The 17,149-nt window shown below is 67.2% G+C and carries 16 protein-coding genes; 11 read left to right on the top strand and 5 right to left on the bottom strand.

The features are described 5' to 3' along the window. Nucleotides 1–31: 31 nt before the first annotated feature. The 4 genes from AC5RWX_RS11435 to AC5RWX_RS11420 all read right to left on the bottom strand — a co-directional run bounded on the left by AC5RWX_RS11435 (nucleotide 32) and on the right by AC5RWX_RS11420 (nucleotide 4,823). Nucleotides 32–565, bottom strand: a complete 534-nt coding sequence (locus tag AC5RWX_RS11435) for a putative endonuclease domain-containing protein (protein ID WP_494097458.1) — start codon at nucleotides 563–565, stop codon at nucleotides 32–34. Nucleotides 566–1,318: 753 nt separating this feature from the next. After that, complete coding sequence (locus AC5RWX_RS11430) at nucleotides 1,319–2,218, bottom strand: bifunctional methylenetetrahydrofolate dehydrogenase/methenyltetrahydrofolate cyclohydrolase (protein ID WP_494097457.1); 900 nt, start codon at nucleotides 2,216–2,218, stop codon at nucleotides 1,319–1,321. A gap of 1 nt (nucleotide 2,219) precedes the next feature. After that, nucleotides 2,220–3,500, bottom strand: a complete 1,281-nt coding sequence (gene glyA, locus AC5RWX_RS11425) for a serine hydroxymethyltransferase (RefSeq protein WP_493944416.1) — start codon at nucleotides 3,498–3,500, stop codon at nucleotides 2,220–2,222. 246 nt (nucleotides 3,501–3,746) lie between these two features. Next, nucleotides 3,747–4,823 (bottom strand): S1C family serine protease, encoded by a 1,077-nt coding sequence (locus tag AC5RWX_RS11420; protein ID WP_493944417.1) that lies wholly within the window; start codon nucleotides 4,821–4,823, stop codon nucleotides 3,747–3,749. A 264-nt stretch (nucleotides 4,824–5,087) separates the two neighbouring features. On the opposite strand from AC5RWX_RS11420, the gene AC5RWX_RS11415 reads away from it, so the two are divergent. From AC5RWX_RS11415 to AC5RWX_RS11370, 10 genes are all read left to right on the top strand, one after another. Beyond that, nucleotides 5,088–6,194, top strand: a complete 1,107-nt coding sequence (locus AC5RWX_RS11415) for an FAD-dependent oxidoreductase (protein ID WP_493944418.1) — start codon at nucleotides 5,088–5,090, stop codon at nucleotides 6,192–6,194. 5 nt (nucleotides 6,195–6,199) lie between these two features. After that, nucleotides 6,200–7,060: a formyltetrahydrofolate deformylase gene (gene purU / locus AC5RWX_RS11410; protein ID WP_493941832.1), complete on the top strand. Its 861-nt coding sequence runs from the start codon at nucleotides 6,200–6,202 to the stop codon at nucleotides 7,058–7,060. Nucleotides 7,061–7,238: 178 nt separating this feature from the next. Further along, nucleotides 7,239–7,850 (top strand): class I SAM-dependent methyltransferase, encoded by a 612-nt coding sequence (locus AC5RWX_RS11405; protein ID WP_493944419.1) that lies wholly within the window; start codon nucleotides 7,239–7,241, stop codon nucleotides 7,848–7,850. Nucleotides 7,851–7,921: 71 nt separating this feature from the next. Continuing rightward, nucleotides 7,922–8,455: a gamma carbonic anhydrase family protein gene (locus AC5RWX_RS11400; protein WP_493944420.1), complete on the top strand. Its 534-nt coding sequence runs from the start codon at nucleotides 7,922–7,924 to the stop codon at nucleotides 8,453–8,455. A 202-nt stretch (nucleotides 8,456–8,657) separates the two neighbouring features. After that, on the top strand, nucleotides 8,658–9,878 hold the full coding sequence (locus AC5RWX_RS11395; RefSeq protein ID WP_493944421.1) for an ROK family transcriptional regulator: 1,221 nt from the start codon (nucleotides 8,658–8,660) through the stop codon (nucleotides 9,876–9,878). Between the two features lie 147 nt (nucleotides 9,879–10,025). Beyond that, nucleotides 10,026–11,306 carry an ABC transporter substrate-binding protein gene (locus tag AC5RWX_RS11390; protein ID WP_493941828.1) on the top strand — a complete coding sequence of 427 codons (1,281 nt, stop codon included), beginning with the start codon at nucleotides 10,026–10,028 and terminating at the stop codon, nucleotides 11,304–11,306. A gap of 90 nt (nucleotides 11,307–11,396) precedes the next feature. Continuing rightward, the gene (locus tag AC5RWX_RS11385; RefSeq protein ID WP_493941827.1) at nucleotides 11,397–12,302 is read left to right on the top strand and encodes a carbohydrate ABC transporter permease; all 906 of its coding nucleotides are present in this window, start codon (nucleotides 11,397–11,399) and stop codon (nucleotides 12,300–12,302) included. Further along, nucleotides 12,302–13,186 (top strand): carbohydrate ABC transporter permease, encoded by an 885-nt coding sequence (locus AC5RWX_RS11380; protein WP_493941826.1) that lies wholly within the window; start codon nucleotides 12,302–12,304, stop codon nucleotides 13,184–13,186. The genes AC5RWX_RS11385 and AC5RWX_RS11380 overlap by 1 nt, the downstream gene beginning before the upstream one ends. Before the next feature lie 106 nt (nucleotides 13,187–13,292). Further along, a complete protein-coding gene (locus tag AC5RWX_RS11375) occupies nucleotides 13,293–13,925 on the top strand; it encodes a winged helix-turn-helix domain-containing protein (RefSeq protein WP_494097456.1) in 633 nt (210 codons plus the stop codon). Next, on the top strand, nucleotides 13,922–15,169 hold the full coding sequence (locus AC5RWX_RS11370) for an MFS transporter (RefSeq protein ID WP_494097455.1): 1,248 nt from the start codon (nucleotides 13,922–13,924) through the stop codon (nucleotides 15,167–15,169). Before AC5RWX_RS11375 ends, AC5RWX_RS11370 begins: the two co-directional genes overlap by 4 nt. Here AC5RWX_RS11370 and AC5RWX_RS11365 read toward each other — a convergent pair. Beyond that, a complete protein-coding gene (locus AC5RWX_RS11365) occupies nucleotides 15,166–15,774 on the bottom strand; it encodes a hypothetical protein (protein WP_494097454.1) in 609 nt (202 codons plus the stop codon). The genes AC5RWX_RS11370 and AC5RWX_RS11365 overlap by 4 nt on opposite strands. A 154-nt stretch (nucleotides 15,775–15,928) precedes the next feature. On the opposite strand from AC5RWX_RS11365, the gene AC5RWX_RS11360 reads away from it, so the two are divergent. Further along, nucleotides 15,929–17,020, top strand: a complete 1,092-nt coding sequence (locus AC5RWX_RS11360) for a Gfo/Idh/MocA family protein (protein WP_494097453.1) — start codon at nucleotides 15,929–15,931, stop codon at nucleotides 17,018–17,020. Nucleotides 17,021–17,149: the final 129 nt, after the last annotated feature.

The raw sequence follows: 17,149 nt of genomic DNA, 5'->3' as shown, positions 1-17,149 counted from the left end.
CGCTTTTGTGCGCCTGCCCTCGGCGGCCAGATCAGGCGGCTTCGTTATGGCTCCATCCGCGTTCACGCAGCGCCGCCGCAATTTTCTCCACCGCCCGTCTGGCACCGTTGTCCATGTGCCGCTTGGAAATCCGCACTTCATCCCAGTCCGCTGACCGGGCTCGTTCTTCCCGCTCAATGTCGCGGGCGATTTGGCCGGAGTCGCTGTGCCCCTCACCTTCGTACTCAATCGCGATGCGGTACTCAGGCAGCGACAGGTCCGGCGCGTGCAGGATGTCGCCGTGGTCGTTCCTGATGGGCTTGTTCACCTCAGGCTCCGGCAAGCCGGCCCGGATCATGGCCAGCCGTAGCCTGGTCTCCGGCGGGGAATCCGCCCCTCTTCGAGCCAAGGCCAACGACGCACGGGCCTTCCGCAGTCCACGTTTCCCGGGGTGGCGCCGCAGCATGGCCTGAAGCTCTTCCCGCTGAGCGTACGGCTCAGCCCGCCCTTCAAACTCCGGCCGTGGAATCCGGAGGAGGTGGTCCGCTATCACCACCAGATCATCCACCTCCAGGTTTTCGGCCAAGTCCAGCCACGTGCGCGTCCGCGTCGTGACGCAGAGCCCATCGACATAAGCGACTTCATCCGGCAAGAGCCCGGATCGGTGACCCACCACCCCGGGCCGCTGCATCCGGGCGGCGCCGGCTGGACGGGAAATATGAATGCGCCGATCGAAGCGGTGTGCGGCCGGCTCAGGAAAGTCCCACAAACGTGCCGCTGTGTCATGCGAAGCCGCACTGGAATCGGTGACACGGGTGAAGGGCCGGACATGGCTTGCAAGATCGAGTTCGGTTGGCTGGACGGCACAGATGCCCCGGCTGATTCGGATGAGGCGCCGGTGGCGCAACTGCCCCTTGCTGAGTCCTGATGCCAGGCCGTCCTGCACTGTGAAGGCGGAGTCCTGCAGGTGTGGCGGGAGCGGCCTCGCTCGCGGAAGGCGTCCTTCAACTCCTGATCGTCCCGCCCGGCTCATGCTGACATTATGTGCGGCGGGAGTAATTCTGTGCCGAAGTTATCCACAGGCTACGGCCGGCCGGCTGCATCGTCGAAGACGCAGAACACCTGGCGCGCTTCGAGTGGAGAATAGTTGCAGCGAGCGTCGGCGTGTCGCTGCAACTATTCGCCGGTCGATTGTCACCAAGGAAGGCGGACGATCCGGTACGGTGCCCGGAATCGACAGAAGGCGGCGTCCCGGACTGGGACGCCGCCTTACCTAGCCTTGCGGCCGGACCTTAGCGGGCCTGGCGCTCGCCGCCTTACCTAGCCTTGCGGCCGGACCTTAGCGGGCCTGGCGCTCGGCGGCTTCCACCACGTTGGCCAGCAGCATGGCCCGGGTCATCGGGCCGACACCGCCGGGGTTGGGCGAGAGCCAGCTGGTCACGTTGCGGGCCTCGGGCTCCACGTCGCCGGTCACCCGGGCCTTGCCGTCTTCGTCCTCGACCCGGCTCACCCCCACGTCCAGCACCACGGCACCGGGCTTGAGGTCGACTGCCTTGATCATGTGCGGCATCCCTGCGGCGGCAATGACGACGTCGGCCTCCCGCAGTTCCGCGGCCAGGTCCACAGTTCCGGTGTGGGCCAGGACCACTGTGGCGTTGATCGTTTTGCGGGTCAGCAGCAGCCCCAGCGGACGGCCCACGGTGACGCCGCGGCCCACCACCAGCACGCGCTTGCCGGCCAGTTCGATGTCGTGGCGGAGCAGCAACTCCACGCAGCCGTGCGGGGTGCAAGGCAGCGGCGAGTCCAGCGGCTCGCCCACGTTGAGCACCAACCGGCCCAGGTTCATCGGGTGCAGCCCGTCGGCGTCCTTGGCCGGATCGATCTTCTCCAGGATGCGGTTGGTACCGATGTGCTTGGGCAGCGGCAGCTGCACGATGTAGCCGGTGCAGGCCGGATCCGCGTTCAGTTCATCGAGGACTGCTTCCAGTTCCTCCTGTGAGATGGTGTCCGGCAGGTCGCGGCGGATGGACTCGATGCCCACCTCGGCGCAGTCCTTGTGCTTGCCGCCCACATACCATTTGCTACCCGGGTCCTCGCCGACCAGCACGGTGCCCAGGCCGGGCACGATGCCTTTGGCCTTGAGCGCCGAGACCCGCTCGGTGAGTTCGCTTTTGATCTGTGCCGCGGTGGCCTTGCCATCCAGGACACGCGCCGTCGGCGGGGTTGAGTACAGATTCATATCACCACTCCTCGTGGCCGGGGTAAAGCGGGAAGTCGTCGGCCAGTTTCTTCACGCGGGCGCGCAGCGCGGCAACATCGGCCCCGCCCTTCAGCGCGGTGGCGATGATGTCGGCCACCTCGGTGAATTCGGTGGAGCCGAAGCCTCGGGTGGCCAGCGCCGGGGTACCGATCCGCAGGCCGGAGGTCACCATCGGCGGGCGCGGGTCGAACGGCACGGCGTTGCGGTTGACCGTGATGCCGGCCTCGTGCAGCAGGTCTTCGGCCTGCTTGCCGTCCAAGTCGGAGTTGCGCAGGTCCACCAGAACCAGGTGCACGTCGGTGCCGCCGGTCAGCACCGAGACGCCGGCCTCGGCCACATCCGGCGCGGTCAGGCGCTCGGCCAGAAGACGAGCGCCTTCCAGCACGCGTTCCTGGCGCAGCTTGAATTCCTCGCCGGCGGCAATCTTGAAGGCCACGGCCTTGGCCGCAATTACGTGCATCAGCGGGCCGCCCTGCTGGCCCGGGAACACTGCGGAGTTGACCTTCTTGGCAAAGGCTTCCTTGCCCAGGATGACGCCGGAGCGCGGACCGGCCAGGGTCTTGTGGACAGTGGAGGTCACGAGGTCCGAGTGCGGCACCGGGTTCGGATGCAGACCGGCCGCGACCAGCCCGGCGAAGTGCGCCATATCGGTCCAGAAGTAGGCTCCGACCTCGTCGGCGATGGAGCGGAAGGCTTCGAAGTCCAACTGCCGCGGGTAGGCGGACCAGCCGGCCACGATCACGTTCGGGCGCTCGGCCAGCGCCTGCTCGCGGACCTTGTCCATGTCCACCCGGAAGGTCTGCGGGTCGACTTCGTAGGCGGCCACTTGGTAGAGCTTGCCGGAGAAGTTCAGCTTCATGCCGTGGGTCAGGTGTCCGCCGTGGGCCAGCGACAGACCCATCATCTTGTCGCCCGGCTGGATCAGGGCGGAGAGGGCAGCGGCGTTGGCCTGGGCGCCGGCGTGCGGCTGGACGTTGGCGAACTCCGCGCCGAAGAGCGACTTGGCCCGCTCGATCGCCAGGTTCTCCGCGACGTCCACGTGCTCACACCCGCCGTAATAACGGCGTCCCGGGTAACCCTCGGCGTACTTGTTGGTCAGGACCGATCCCTGGACTTCGAGCACCGAACGCGGCGCGAAGTTCTCGGAGGCGATCATTTCAAGGGTGTCGCGCTGGCGGCTGAGTTCGGCGTCGATCACAGCGGCGATTTCAGGGTCAATCTGGGACAACGGCAGATCGGTCACAGAGGGCGTGGAAGTCACGGGGAGAATCTCCTGGGTGGTGGGCTTATCTCACTGCTACAGGCCAGATTACCGGGTGCAGGTACCGCACGCATGACGCGTTACCAGCCCCGGACACAGTCAGGCCCATAGGCGACCTTACGTCCCAGGCGTGCGATCCGTGGTCTACATCTGCAGGAGCGGCGATCGAGGATCCCCGTCCCTGCTGCCGCTTCCTGGTGGTGTCCCACCTAACGCCAGTCGCGGCGAGCCAATCCTAACAGCCGGTCACCCCGCTGGCCGGTCCGAAAGCGTGACCTTCACTGGTGTGGTGTCGCTGCCACGGCGCACTTCCACCGTGACCACATCGCCCGGATCGTGCTTCCGAAGGACAGCCAGCAGGTCCTCCGCCGTAGCCAGTTCCTCTCCATCCACGCTTACCAGCACATCTCCTGGCCGGATTCCCGCCTTGTCGGCCGGACCGCCGTTGGTCACGTTCAGGGCCACGACGCCGCCGGCCTGCGGCATCCCCAACTGCTGCGCAATCTCGGGCGTGATGGTGGCCGGGGCAAGCCCCATGAAAGCGTGCTTGGCGACGCCGTTTTTGAGCAGTTCCCCGGCGACTTCCTGAGCGGTTGCGGCGGGAATGGCGAAGCCCAGCGACACCGCGCCTGCTTCCGGGGGGATATACGCCTCGCTGATGCCCACCACTTGGCCACGACCATTGACGACGGCGCCGCCCGAGTTGCCGGGGCTGATCGCGGCGTCGGTCTGGATCAAGTCCACTAGCGCCAGACTGGAGGAGGACGAGCCGGGAATGGAGCGGTGCAGGCCGGAGATGATGCCGGCGGTCGCAGTATTCTCGAAGCCCAGCGGCGAACCGATCACCACAGCGAGTTCGCCGATCCTCGGCAGCGCCGGGGCAAACGCGACGGCGGGAAGCCCGTCGCGTCCGGTCCGCACCAGGGCCAGATCGGACACCGCGTCCGTCGCCAACACCTTCCCGGCGGTGCGCTGTCCGTCGGCGAAAGCCACCTCCACCTTGGTGCTGTCGCCGACCACATGCTCGTTGGTCAGGATCAAGCCGTCTTTGGAATAGACCACTCCGCTGCCCAAGCCACCCTTGGTGAAAATTGTGACCACCGACGGCTGCACGCTCTCCACGATGTTCGGAATACCACCGGCCGGCTGCGCTCCCCCGGTTTGGCCGCCCGCGCCGCCCTGCGTTTGCGTGGTCCCGCCGGTTGCGGTGGGGCTGGAACCGGCGCTGCCGGTGCAGCCGGCCAAGCCAATGATCAGTGCGGCGGCCAGCAGGACCCGGCCGGGGCTGCGGCGCAGTGGGTTGTGACGTTCCAGACGCGTCATGGCAAGGCCTTCCATCATCGCTGCTGCCACCCTAGCGCCATCGAGGCTCGCAGGAAACGGCTCAGCGCTATCCGGCCGGCGCCGGAGATATCCCGCTAGGGCCTAAGCCACGGCCCGTCCTGCCTGGTTTGCCGCCACCCGCCCGGCCTACCCGCACCGCGCGGCCCACCCCGGCCACCCCGGCCACCCCGGCCCGGAATACCCCGGCACCCGCCGCCGTTACAGCCCATAGAAGTTGAAGCGTCAACAATCAGAGGGAGCATCGTGGCGGACCTGGCAGCAGGCAGCACTCATCAGCTGCAGACCGTGGTGATCGGCGCAGGCCAGGCCGGGCTGAGCGCGGCCTACCAATTGGCCCGCCGCGGGCTGGTTCCGGAACGCGACTTTGTGGTGCTCGATGCCAATGACGGCCCGGGCGGCGCCTGGCGCCACCGGTGGCCCTCGTTGACCTTCGACGCCGCGCACGGGTTGCACGATCTCCCCGGCCTGCCGCTGGGGGTTCCGGACCCGCAGGAGCCGTCCTCCGCCGTCGTCCGCCGTTACTACGGTGCCTATGAGCAGCAGTTTAAGCTGCCCGTGCACCGCCCCGTCCGCGTCACCTCAATTGACGACGACAGTGCCGTGCTGCGGGTGCGCAGCGACACCGGCGGCGAGTGGCTGGCACGCACGGTGATCAGCGGCACCGGAACCTGGGACAAGCCGTACTGGCCGCACTACCCCGGGCAGGAAACCTTCCGCGGCCGCCAATTGCACACCCGAAATTTCTGGTCGGCCGACGAGTTCCGCGGGCAGCGGGTGCTGGTGGTCGGCGGCGGCACCTCCGCGCTGCAGTTCCTGCTGCAGCTGGATGCCGCCGGGGCCGACACCCTCTGGTCCACCCGCCGCGCACCGGACTTCACGGCCACCCCGTTCGACAAAGAGTGGGGCGTTGACGTGGAACGCCGGGTCAGCGAGCGCACCCGCGCCGGACTGCCCACGCTCAGCGTGGTTGCCGCCACCGGCCTGCCACTGACCGAGACGTACCAACGGGGCATTGACGCCGGCGTCCTCGTCTCGCGGGGCAAGCTGGCCCGCATCGGCGAACACGGCATCGAGTTCGCCGACGGCTCCACCGAAGACGTCGACGTGATCCTCTGGGCCACCGGTTTCCGCCCGTCGCTGGACCATCTGGTGCCGCTGCGGCTGCGCGAACCCGGCGGCGGGATCATGATGGCCGAGGACGGCGTTTCCGTGGTGAAGGAGCCGCGCCTTTTCCTGGTCGGATACGGAGCGTCCGCGTCCACGGTGGGTGCCACCCGGGCCGGCCGCGCCGCCGCCGTCGCCGCCACCAAGCACCTTGCGGCGGAAGCCGAACGCCAGCCGGTACCCTAGGACTCGTGACTGACGCCGCCGCTCCCACCGCCTACACCCTCACGCTTTCCTGCCCGGACCGCCCCGGCATCGTGCATGCCGTTGCCGGCGCCCTGGTGCAGGCCGGAGGAAACATCACCGAATCACAGCAGTATGAGAGCCCGCAGTCGGGACGCTTCTTCATGCGGGTGGCGGTGGCCACCGACCAGTCCTACACAGAGCTCCACGACCAGTTGCAGCCGGTGGCGCAGGAGTTCGGCATGACCTGGAAGCTGCGCCGCGAGGGCGTCAAGATGCGTACGCTGCTGATGGCGTCGAAGTCAGGTCACTGCCTGAATCACCTGCTCTTCCTGCAGCGCTCCGGCACCCTGCCGATCGAGATCCCCGCCATCGTCTCCAACCACACGGATCTGGCCGACCTCGCCGCGTTCTATGGCATCCCCTTCCACCACATCCCGGTCACGCCGGACACCAAGCCGCAGGCCGAGCAGGCGCTGATGGACCTGGCCGCCGAGCACGATGTGGAACTGGTGGTCCTGGCCCGCTACATGCAGGTGCTCAGCAACGAACTCTGCACCGAGCTGGCCGGCAAGGCGATCAACATCCACCACTCCTTCCTGCCCAGTTTCAAGGGCGCCAGGCCGTACCACCAGGCCCATGCCCGCGGCGTGAAGCTCATCGGCGCCACTGCGCACTATGTCACCGCGGACCTGGACGAAGGGCCGATCATCGACCAGGAAGTCATCCCGGTCCGCCACTCCCATACCGCCGAGCAGTTCGTGGCGCTGGGCCGCGACGTCGAAGCCCGGGCGCTGGCCCGCGCGGTGCAGTGGCATGCCGAACACCGCGTGCTGCTGGACGGAAACCGCACGGTCATCTTCAACTAGCCGTTCCCCGGGCGGTCGGGCCCTGCCGCCGGTTGGCAGCGGCGGCTGGGTGGCAAGGCCGCCGCGGTCGTCAGGGCGACCGGTCGATGTGGCCGCCGGCCGGTGTGGCGACAACCGCTGATCACGACGGCGGCGCCTGGCTCTGTGCCGCAGCTCGCCCGAGGCGTACTCTCGACGGATGGGCAACCATGAACCGGAGCTGAAGGCGTTCTATGACCGCCAAGCCCCTGCCCGCGACCGGCGCGCCCGGGATCCGCAGAGGGATGAGGCCAGGCAGGCGTTCATCGCGTCACTGGTCGCGGCGCACCGGCACAGCGTGCTGGAGATCGGCTGCGGCACGGGCGCGGACGGGCTGGCGTTCAAGGCCGCGGGCATCCACTACACCGGCATCGACCTGTCCGAGGAAAACGTCCGGATTGCCCGGGCCAAGAGTCTGGACGCAGTGGTCTGCTCGGCGCGCGAGTTGCCATTCGCCAGCGGCACGTTTTCGGCCGGCTGGACCATGAGCACGCTGCTGCACATTCCCAATCAGGACCTCCCGGATGTGCTGGCCGAGACGATGCGCGTCCTGGCCGAGGGCGCCCCGCTGGCGGTCGGGCTCTGGTCCGGCGACGACGAGGAGGTCATCGTTGCCAACGACGACCTCGAGCCGAACCGCTTCTACAGCCGCCGCCGCGACGAAACCGTGCGCCAGCTCTTCGGTGAGCACGGACTGATCTCCGGCTTCACCACCTGGGACCGGCCGGGGACCGGCAGGCACTACCAGTTCTTTATCGTGACCAAGCCCTAACCGCACGAGATGCCGGACGCCACCTCCGTCACGAACCCGCTGGAGGGCCGCTGACTGGCTAGGCTGGTGCAATGGCCCACATCATCACTATCGCCGGCATGCTGCCGGCCGTCGACCTGTCCGCCTTTGTTGCCCCCACGGCCACGCTCAGCGGGGACGTGGCCCTGGCCGCCGACTCCAGCGCGTTCTACGGCGTGAGCGTCCGCGGCGACACGGCACCAATCCGGGTCGGCGAACGCACCAACCTGCAGGACAACGTGGTCCTGCACGCCGACCCCGGCTTCCCCTGCACGATCGGCGCCGGCGTCAGCGTCGGCCACGCGGCCGTAGTCCACGGCTGCACCGTGGAGGACAACTGCCTGATCGGCATGAGCGCCACCATCATGAACGGTGCTGTGGTGGGCGAAGGTTCGCTGGTGGCAGCCGGCGCCGTCGTGCTGGAGGGTACGCAGATTCCGCCGCGCTCCCTCGTCGCCGGCGTCCCTGCCAAGGTCCGCCGCGAGCTGACCGAGGAAGAGTACCAATCCGTCCTCGACAACGCCGCCCATTATGTGGAGCTCGCTGCCCTGCACCGCGACGCGATCGACGACGCCACCGAGCAGTAGCCGCTTCGCGCGGGCCGTCGCCGTGGGTTCGCCGGCTCGGGCGTGGGCTGCTGCACATGCTGCGAGTCCAATGGCTCGTCGGTGTGTGCAGACCCGTCCATAGAGCGCTGCTGCTGATGCTGCTGCCCGCCCGGCGTCGCATTCCGAACGATCTTGCGTTAACTTCTTGACTACAACTCGCCGCTAGCGCACGCTTTTGTCTATGCCAGCCGATCCGCCGACCGCTCTCGAGGCCTCGTCGCGCTCCGTTCCGTCCGCCTTGCAGCACCGGCCCGGCTCCCAGGGCGCCTTGCGCCGGCGGAACAGCCAACGGATCCTGCAGGCGCTGATGGCCCGCGGCCCGTTGACGCAGGCCGAGCTGTCCCGGCAGACCGGACTATCCACCGCCACCGTGTCCAACATCGTCAAGGCGATGGCCGAAGACGGACTGGTCAGTACCGCACCGACCACCAGTTCAGGCCGCCGCGCACTCTCGGTCCGGATCGACGGCCGCGGCGCCGTCGCCGTCGGAGTGGATTTCGGCCGGCGGCACGTGCAGGTGGTGCTGGTGAGCCTGGACCACCGGGTGCTCGCCGCCGACGCCGTGGAATTGCCCCTCGGCCACGACGCCGAGCAAGGCATCGACGCCGCCGCCCGGCTGGTACAGCGGCTCCTGGACGAACAATCGGTATCCCCCGGGGCGGTGCTCGGCGTCGGCGCCGGAATTCCCGGGCCCATCGACCGCCGGACCGGCACCGTGATCCACGGTGCCATCCTGCCCGAATGGGTGGGCATCAACCTGCTGGCCCGGCTGCAGGAACGGTTCGGTGCCGACGTGTTCGTGGACAACGACGCGAATCTCGGCGCACTCGCGCAAGTCAGCTGGGGCCCCTACCAGCACGCCCAGAACCTGGTGTTTCTGAAGATCGGATCGGGCATCGGCGCAGGCCTGGTGCTCAACGGCGACCTGTATTACGGCCATATCGGAGTCACCGGCGAAATCGGCCACGCCACCGTCGCCGAGCACGGAGTCATCTGCCGCTGCGGCAACCGCGGCTGTCTGGAGACCGTCGCATCCACGTCCACCATGATCGATTTGCTCAGCCACGGCCGCGGGGCCCCGATCGGCACCGAAGATATTGTCCGAATCGCCCTGGAGGGCGACCCGGCCGCGCTCCGGGTCATCGACGACGCAGGACTTGCAGTGGGGCGGGCACTGGCCAACGTCTGCAACCTGCTGAACCCGGAATTCATCGTGGTCGGCGGGCCACTCACGGGCCTTGGCAGCATCCTGTTGGAACCGGTGCGACGCGGGTTGCTGCGCCATGTGGTACCGGTCGTCGGCGAATCAACGGATCTGACGATGTCCACTCTGGGCAGCCGCGCAGAGGCCTTGGGAGCCGCGACGCTGGTGCTCCAACAGGCCGAGCTGCCCTTCGTCTAGAGCCACCCGCACCTGACGGTTGGGCAACGCTTTGCGTTCAACTCTTGACGACAAGCCGTGTGACCTAGTTAACTTCCTTCAAGCCACACATCCGTGTGCGGGTCGCGCAGACCCCGTGGCCACAGACTGTTGATTGATGGAGGCGTTATGCGACGCATGTCTATGCTCGCCAGCGTTGCGGCTGCAGGTTTGCTCCTGTCGGCCTGCGGCGGTGGAAGCGCGGTTGAGGATGCCAACCCCTCAGAAGCGTCGGGTTCGGTGGGAGTTTTCACCTGGTGGGCGGACGGTTCCGAGAAGGTCGGGCTGGATGCGCTGGTGGACATCTTCTCCGAGCAGTACCCGAACCTGAAGTTCGACAACCTTGCCGTCGCCGGCGGCGCCGGCAGCCAGGCCAAGAGCGTCCTGGCCGCCAACCTGAAGTCGGGCAATCCGCCGGACTCGTTCCAGGCCCACGCCGGCGCCGAGCTGCAGGACTACATCGCCGCCGACCAGCTCGAAGACCTGAGCTCTTTCTATGAGGAAGCGAAGCTGAACGAGGCCTTCCCGAAGGACTTGCTGGACCGCCTCACCGTTGACGGCAAGATCTACTCCGTCCCGTCCAACATCCACCGCGCCAACGTGGTGTGGGCCAACGTCGACGTGCTGAAGAAGGCCGGATTGGATCCGGACAAGCCGGCGGCCGACCTGGACGCCTGGTTCAAGGACATGGACAAAATCAAGGAATCCGGGGCCACCCCGCTGGCCGTGGCCGGGACCTGGACGCAGGTACAGCTGTTCGAGAACATCCTGCTCGCCACCCTCGGCGCCGAAGGCTACAACGGACTCTGGGACGGCACCACCGATTGGGCCGGCGCCGACGTCACCAAAGCCATCGAGAACTACAAGAAGGCGCTCAGCTACACCAACTCCGACCGCGACACCCTCAGCGACTGGGGTCCGGCAACGCAGCTGGTGGAGGACGGCGCAGCCGCCTACAACGTGATGGGCGACTGGGCCGAAGCCAAGTTCTCCCAGGACGGCAAGAAGCCCGGCGAGGACTACGTCTACTTCCCGACCCCCGGGACCGACGGTGTCTTCGACTTCCTGGCCGATTCGTTCACGCTGCCCAAGGGCGCCCAGAACCCCGACGGTTCCAAGGCGTGGCTGACCACCATCTCCAGCGTGGACGGCCAGCAGGCGTTCAACGCGGCGAAGGGCTCCATCCCCGCCCGCACGGACGTGCCGGCGGACAAGTTCGGCGAGTACCAGAAGAGCGCTATCGAGGACTTCTCAAACGACACGATCGTGTCCTCGCTGGCCCACGGTGCCGCTGTCCCTGTTGCCTGGCTGAACGAATTGAGCACCGCGGTGAGCAAGTTCGGCGGCCCGCAGGATGTGGCCGCGCTGCAGGCTTCCGCGGCGTCCATCGCCGAGAAGTTCCAGCAGTAACCAGGACACCCCCGGACGGGCGGGCGCGGCAGAACCACCGCGCCCGCCCTTCCACGTCCCACCCGGTGCCGGCGGCACAAGGAGAATTCCATGTTCAAGAAAGTCAAGACCTGGGGCCCGGCACTGGCCCTGATCTCCCCCACCCTCGTCCTGCTGGCCGTCTTTGTCTATGCACTGATCGCGGAAAACGTCCGCATCTCAATGACCAACCAGCACACCGCCCGGCCGTCTTCGGACTTCGTCGGCATGGAGAACTACTTCAGGCTGTTCGGGGACCCGGATTTCCAGCACGCGCTGCGCAACCTGCTGCTGCTCACCGTGGTGTTCCTGGCCGGCACGCTGATCTTCGGTTTCCTCTGGGCCTGGATTTTGGAACGGCCCTCCTTCGGCGAGGGGGTTTTCCGTTCGGTCTACCTCTTCCCGATGGCCGTCTCCTTCATCGCCTCCGGCGTGGTGTGGCGCTGGCTGCTCTCCAGCCTGCAGACCGACCAGTCCGGCGGTGAGCGCACCACCGGCCTGAACCGGCTGCTGGACGGCGTGGGGCTGGGTTTCCTGCAGAACAGCTGGTGGTCGGATCCCAACTGGGGTATTGCCGCCATCGCCGTGCCGGCCATCTGGCAGCTCTCCGGCTACGTGATGGCCCTGTTCCTGGCCGGCTTCCGCGGCATCCCGGAAGAACTGCGCGAAGCGGCGCGGATCGACGGCTGCAGCGAATGGAAGCTCTACCGGCACGTGATCTTCCCGCAGCTGAGCCCGGTGATGCTCTCGGCCGTGATCATCATCGGCCACATGTCGTTGAAGTTGTTCGACCTGATCCGGGCCATCGTGCCCGATGCCAACACGTATGACATCCAGGTGCCGGCCACCATGATGTGGGTCAAGTACATCGGCAGCGACTACGCCGACTCGGCAGCCATCGGCACCATCATGTTGGTACTTGTGGCGCTGGTGGTTATCCCGTACCTCGTGTACACCTCGCGGCAGGAGAAACGCTGATGACCACCGCAACCGTCCCGCCGCCCGTCGAAGTAGCCAAGCCCCGTCCGCCGGCGCCGCGCACCGGCCGGCAGCGAATGAACCGCACGCTCAAATACGCCATCCTGCTGTTGTTTGTGTTCGTGGTGCTGATTCCGGCCTACGTCCTGTTCATCACCAGCTTCAAGGGCCCGTCCGACGCCGATCCCTCCACCGCCTGGCTCTTGCCCACCACGTGGGAAACCGCCGGCTGGGCCAAGGCCTGGGACACCCTGGCCCCGGCGCTTGGCCGCACCTTCGCCATGGTGATTCCGGCGTCGATCATCTCCGCTTTCCTCGGCTCGATGAACGGCTTTGTGCTGTCACGCTGGCGCTTCCCGTACGCCAACGTCGTCTTCACGCTGATCCTGTTCGGCATGTTCATTCCGTACCAGGCCGTGATGATCCCGCTGACCCAGTTGATGCAAGGCCTCGGGGTGCCCAACGGCATCCCATCGCTGCTGGTGCTGCACATCGTCTACGGCCTGCCCATCTGCACGTTGATCTTCCGCAACTACTACGAGTCCGTTCCGAGCGAGCTGATCGAAGCCGCGCGGATGGACGGTGCGGGACTGCTGCGCACCTACGCCTCGGTGATCCTGCCGATCTCCGCTCCGGGCTTCGTGGTGGTGCTGATCTGGCAGTTCACCTCGGCGTGGAACGACTACCTGTTCGCGGCGTTCTTCTCCTCCGGTTCCAACGGCCCGGTCACCATCGCGCTGAGCTTCCTGGCCGGCGGACAGCTGACCGACTATGCCGCCTCGATGGCCGGGGCGCTGATCGCCTCGCTGCCCACACTGCTGGTCTACATCATTCTGGGCAAGTACTTCGTCGGCGGCCTGATGAGCGGCTCGGTCAAAGGCTGACCGCACGCCCCACCGCGGCGCCTGCTCCCCTTCGGGAGCGGGCGCCGTCGTCGTCGTAGGGTCAAGTGCTTGCTAAAGGATTCTTGCTAAAGATATCTTTAGCATCATGGAAACCGGTAACAATCACGACGGCGGTGCCCGGCAGGTGGCGCCGACGCACGGTCACCGGGGGGCGCCCGGAGAGCAGGTGGTCAGCGACCCGGTCCGCATCCGCGCCCTGACCCATCCCCTGCGGCTGGAACTGCTCGATGTCCTCGATGCTGCCGGCCAAGCCACCGCCACCGAGTGCGCCGCAGCCACCGGAGAATCCGTGGCCAGCTGTTCCTATCATCTGCGCATCCTGGCCAAACACGGCTACATCGAGCCGGGCGAACAGGTCGGGCGGGACAAGCCGTGGAAACCCATCTCGCACAGCCGCGCCCAGACCATCGACCACAGCCTGCCCGGCTCCCGGCATGCGGTGGTAGCGCTGGCGGGCCTGGAGCTGGAGCGCCAGTTCCAACGGCTCAGGGACTGGACCGGCCGGGCACCGGACCTGCCGGCGGACGAGCTCGATCTGTCGATCATCAGCTCCACGCAGTTCTATGCCACGCCCGAGGAGATCAGGCAATTCCGCGACGACCTGCTCGAGCTCAGTCGGCGCTTTGAGGGGCGGGTCGAGAATCCATCACTGCGGCCGAACGGTGCCCAAAAGACCCATCTGTTCAGCGTGCTCAACATCGACCCCGGGCTGCCGTGAGCAGCGCCGGCAGTCGGCGCACGGCGGACGTCGGCAGCAACCGGCAGGCCCTCGCGGTCGCGCCCTTCCGCCGACTGGCGCTGGCCTGGCTCTTGACCAACGTCGGCGATTCGGCCTTGTTCCTGACCGCTGCCATTTGGACTAAAACACTCACCGGTTCCGATGCGGCGGCGGGGCTGGTCTTCGCCGCCTTCGGTGCGCCCGGCCTGTTCGCTCCCCTGATCGGACAGCTCGCCGACCGGTTCAGCCGCAGGCGGTTGATGGTGCTGAACAACGTCGTGGCCGCCGTTGTGGTGCTGGCATTGCTGCTGGTGCAGGACGGCGACCAGCTCTGGTTGGTCTACGCGGTCATGGCGGCCTATGCCGCCTCCTCCTACCTGACCGCCGCGGCGCAGGGCGGCCTGCTGCGCGACCTGATGCCGGACCGCCTGCTGGCTCCGGCCAATGGTCTGCTCAGCACCGTCGACCAAGGCCTGCGCATCGTTGCCCCGCTGGCGGGCGCCGGTGTATTCGCGCTGTGGGGCATGGCACCCGTCATTGCCGCCACCTGTGTGTGCTTCCTGGCTGCGGCCGCCGTAATGCTGACCGTGCGGGTGCACGAAGCCGAGCCTGAAGCGGCGGAGGGGGAAACCTTCTGGTCCAGCTCGCTGGCCGGGTTCCGTTTCCTGTGGCGGCACCGGCAGCTGCGGCCAGCGACGATAACCCTGATGATTGCGGTAGCGGCCACCGGCATGCTCAACGTCACGCTCTTCGCGTCGATCGAGCATGGAGTTGGCCTGCCGCCGGAGTCGCTGGCGGTCTTTTCCAGCGCGCAAGGCATGTTCTCGGTGCTCGGCGGGCTGACCGCCGCGAGTGTGATCCGTGTGCTGGGTCTGCAGCGCACCCTGGTCCTCGGACTGGTCCTGCTGGGCGCGGCGATCCCGCTGCTCGCCAGCAATTCCGTGGCACTGTTCCTGGCGGCAGTGGTCCTCGTGGGCTGCGGAGTGATGTGGGCGATCATCGCCTACGTGACCCTGCGGCAAACCGAAAGTCCGGCCCATTTGCAGGGCCGGACCGGTGCAGCAGCCAACTTGTTGTTGAACCTGCCGCAGGTGATGGCGGCCCTCGGCGCGGCCGCACTGATCGGGTTTGTGGATTACCGGCTGCTGATCCTGGCAGCCGCCGCCGGCTGTCTGCTGAGTATCCTGCCGATGCTCAGCAAAACGAACCGGCCGACGGCGGCGGAACAGCCAGCGTCCGCTTAGATGCTGTGGCTGCCAGCTTCGCCACGGCGGGGATCATCGTTATACCGGGCGTCGTCGATGTGCCGGCCGGCCTGATCGCCTTGTGCTGCGGTGGTATCACCCTCGCGGACTTTGTCCCCGCTCGGGTCGATGCCACGAGTCGTATCAGTGTCGACCCGACGGTCGGTGTCGGCGCCGCCCCGCGGGGCATCACCGTCGTAGTGGCGGTCTGACCTGGAATCGCGGTCCTTGGTGTTGATGTCCGGGTCCAAGTCATCGGCCTTACGCAGCTGGTCCTCGCTCTCGCGGCGGATCCCGTGCGCGTCCTGCTGCCGCTGCTCGGCGTCCAGGCGCAGGCGCTCGGCTTCGATTTTGGCGCGCTCCGCCTCGGCGTCCGCACGCTGGGCGTCGGCCTGAGCTTGCATCGCGTCTGCCTCGCGCTCCCGCGCCTCCACCGACGACGCCTTCGCGCTTTGCCGTATCTCCGCCGCCTGCCGGCGGTGCTCTTCCTGCTCTTGGAGCTTCCGCTGCGTGCTCTTCTTCCGAGCGAAGAAGACGATGAGTCCGACGATGATGAGGATGACAACAACAGCGATCACGATTCCGATAATCATGCCTGTATCCATGGTGAGGGCTCCTTCTTGTTGGTGAATTACTGAGCCTGCTTACTTTGTATCATCGATAGGTCTGCACCGGTAGGGCGCAGCTTCCGCGCGAGCAATGGGACAAAGGCTGATCGTCCCCATGGACCCCGATCCGGTGGGCGGCCAAGATGGAGCCATGACACAACCGCCCCGCATCGCCACGCCGCCCTGTCTCGCGCCCGGCTCGCCCGGGCCGCTCGAAGCCACCGGGCAGCCGCTGCGCTGGGGCGTGGTGTCCACCGGGGCCATCGCCACCCTGGTCAGCGAAGACCTCGCCCGGCTGGCCGATGCCGTGCTGCAGGCGGTCAGCTCGCGGAACCAGGCCAACGCCGTGGCCTTCCAGCGGCGCTTCGGCTTCGCCACTGCTTATTTCGACGGCGATGCCGGTGCCGGCTACGACCAGCTCTTCGCGGACCCGGACGTGGACGTGGTCTACGTGGCCACGCCGCATGGACAGCATTACGGGATCGCCCGGCGTGCCCTGGAAGCCGGCAAGCACGTGCTGTGTGAGAAGTCGCTGACCATCAATGCGCGGGAAGCATTGGAGCTGACGCAACTGGCCGCCAGCCGCGGACTGTTCCTGATGGAAGCGGTCTGGACGCGTTTCCTGCCCGTCATCAACCGGGTGTGGGAGATCCTGGCTTCCGGCGAGCTCGGCGAGGTCCGCTGGGTGCAGGCGGACCTTGGCTTCCCTGCCGTCTACGACCCGGCGGCCAGGCTCTGGAACCCCGCCGCCGGCGGCGGCGCGCTGCTGGATTTGGGCGTCTACCCGCTGACCTGGGCGCTGGGAACGCTGGGCTTCCCGCAGACAGTGTCCGCCACCGGCTACGTGAACGACGACGGCGTGGACGCGCAGAACGCCATGACGCTTAGCTACGGCTCGGGCGCGCAGGCGCAGCTGGCCTGTTCGCTGCAGGCCGCCTCGCCGCGCACGGCCACGGTGGCCTGCACCGGCGGCTGGCTGAAGAGCAATGCGCCGCTGCACCACCCCACCGAGCTGACCATCGAGCCGCACTTGGGCGAGGCGCGGGTGGAGACCTTCCCAACGGTCGGCCACGGCTACGTTTTTGAACTGCGGGAGGTCACCCGCTGCATCCAGGCCGGCCTGCAGCAGAGCCCCACCATGCCCTGGGCCGATACCGTGGACACCATGCGGCTCTTCGACGGCGTGCGCGCCCAACTGGGCGTGAGCTACGCCAACGACCGGGCCGTTCCGGTAGCGGACTGAGTGGCGACAGCACGACGGCGGCCGGGCACCTTCTTGGGTTCTAGCGGTCGTTGCAACACCCGACTTTGGGAGTTGCAACGACCGTGTCGTCTTCAAGCGAGAATCCGTCCCGGAGGCAGAGGAAGTATT

The sequence above is a fragment of the Arthrobacter sp. SPT-J7 genome (assembly GCF_059089965.1).
Note: the sequence above shows the minus strand (reverse complement) of the source record. Positions and strands in the feature narration are given on the sequence as shown.

Excerpts from the sequence above, each read along its gene's own strand:
- AC5RWX_RS11395 (WP_493944421.1), top strand. The coding sequence starts at position 8,658 with ATGCCAGCCGATCCGCCGACCGCTCTCGAGGCCTCGTCGCGCTCCGTT.
- AC5RWX_RS11365 (WP_494097454.1), bottom strand. The coding sequence starts at position 15,774 with ATGGATACAGGCATGATTATCGGAATCGTGATCGCTGTTGTTGTCATC.
- AC5RWX_RS11430 (WP_494097457.1), bottom strand. The coding sequence starts at position 2,218 with ATGAATCTGTACTCAACCCCGCCGACGGCGCGTGTCCTGGATGGCAAG.
- AC5RWX_RS11420 (WP_493944417.1), bottom strand. The coding sequence starts at position 4,823 with ATGACGCGTCTGGAACGTCACAACCCACTGCGCCGCAGCCCCGGCCGG.
- AC5RWX_RS11375 (WP_494097456.1), top strand. The coding sequence starts at position 13,293 with ATGGAAACCGGTAACAATCACGACGGCGGTGCCCGGCAGGTGGCGCCG.
- AC5RWX_RS11380 (WP_493941826.1), top strand. The coding sequence starts at position 12,302 with ATGACCACCGCAACCGTCCCGCCGCCCGTCGAAGTAGCCAAGCCCCGT.
- AC5RWX_RS11360 (WP_494097453.1), top strand. The coding sequence starts at position 15,929 with ATGACACAACCGCCCCGCATCGCCACGCCGCCCTGTCTCGCGCCCGGC.
- AC5RWX_RS11385 (WP_493941827.1), top strand. The coding sequence starts at position 11,397 with ATGTTCAAGAAAGTCAAGACCTGGGGCCCGGCACTGGCCCTGATCTCC.
- AC5RWX_RS11400 (WP_493944420.1), top strand. The coding sequence starts at position 7,922 with ATGGCCCACATCATCACTATCGCCGGCATGCTGCCGGCCGTCGACCTG.
- AC5RWX_RS11390 (WP_493941828.1), top strand. The coding sequence starts at position 10,026 with ATGCGACGCATGTCTATGCTCGCCAGCGTTGCGGCTGCAGGTTTGCTC.
- AC5RWX_RS11405 (WP_493944419.1), top strand. The coding sequence starts at position 7,239 with ATGGGCAACCATGAACCGGAGCTGAAGGCGTTCTATGACCGCCAAGCC.